The organism is Streptomyces sp. NPDC052101 (assembly GCF_040680235.1).
Lineage (GTDB): Bacteria > Actinomycetota > Actinomycetes > Streptomycetales > Streptomycetaceae > Streptomyces.
In genome coordinates, this window is record NZ_JBFAWH010000163.1 from 1 (window position 1) to 1,079 (window position 1,079).

Here is a 1,079-nt window from a genome sequence, read left to right on the forward strand (position 1 = left end):
CTGGCCATCTCCCACTGCGCGAAGTTCTCGTCCAGCAGGATCTTGTCGTTGGCGGCGTCGTAGGTCAGACCGAACAGTCCCAGCACGCCGGCTACCGCCTCGTCCTCGCCATCGGTGCCACCGGAACCGACCCGCAAGATCCACAAGGTCAGCTGCTGGGTCGCCCCCATCGCCATCCACACCAGCCCGACCACCACGTAGGTCGCCGGGATGCTGAACACCGCCGCCAGGAACGCGCGCACCATGCCCGCCGTGGACCCGCGCACCGCCGAGAGCACGACCTGCACGGCCACGAAGATCACCAGCAGCGGGATCATCGCCACCACGATGATGTTCAGCATCCCCGGGTGGTCGATCACCGTGCTCTCGCCACCGGCCACCGTCGTGGTGACCTGACCGCCGACGACCGTGACCCACCACTCCGGGGTCAGCGCACCCACGGAGAAAGCCTGCTCGATCAGCCCGGCAGCGGCCTTCGCCAGCCCCAGGATCGAACCCCGCAGGAACTCCTCGAAGTCCTTCTCCCACATCGTTCTCTCCCTCCGTGAGTGCGCTCAGGACCTCAGAACAGCGGCAGGCCGGCGCCCCAGCCGATCAGGCTCGCGGCACCGGCGATCAGGGCCGCAGCCACGATGCCCCAGACCACGAAGCTGATACCCACGTCCTGCGCGCGGCCGCTCGAGGAGAGCTTGCCGAAGATCCAGACCAGCACGCCGATGCCGACGGCGACGATCAGGACGACCAGGAAGGTGCCCAACGCCAGGCCAGTGACGTTCTGGATGGTGGGCATCCACGGCCCGTCGAAGCGCGGTGCGATGTCCGGGACACCGGCAGCCACCGTGGTGGCCGCGTGAATCAGATTGCTCATCAGAGGTCCTCCCGTAGGGATGTGATGTGACGACGGCCCGGATGTCTTCCGGCCCGCGCGGGCACCTCCCGCCCGCTGCCAGATGTACGACGCGCCGCACCGCCACGCATGTCACCTGTCCCGCACACGAGAAAGCCCCCACCCACTGCATCCGCAGCAGGTGGGGGCAACTCCCAGATCAGATCAAGAGCAGTTCTGACCCCGCGTCAGC

General features: G+C 67.6%; 2 protein-coding genes. Both read right to left on the minus strand.

The genetic code is table 11. The features are described from left to right. On the minus strand, positions 1 to 530 hold a 530-nt coding region (locus AB0L75_RS44505), incomplete at its 3' end, for a hypothetical protein (RefSeq protein ID WP_365191979.1). A 32-nt stretch (positions 531 to 562) separates the two neighbouring features. Next, positions 563 to 868, minus strand: a complete 306-nt coding sequence (locus AB0L75_RS44510; RefSeq protein ID WP_036340689.1) for a hypothetical protein — start codon at positions 866 to 868, stop codon at positions 563 to 565. Between the last annotated feature and the right edge of the window lie 211 nt (positions 869 to 1,079).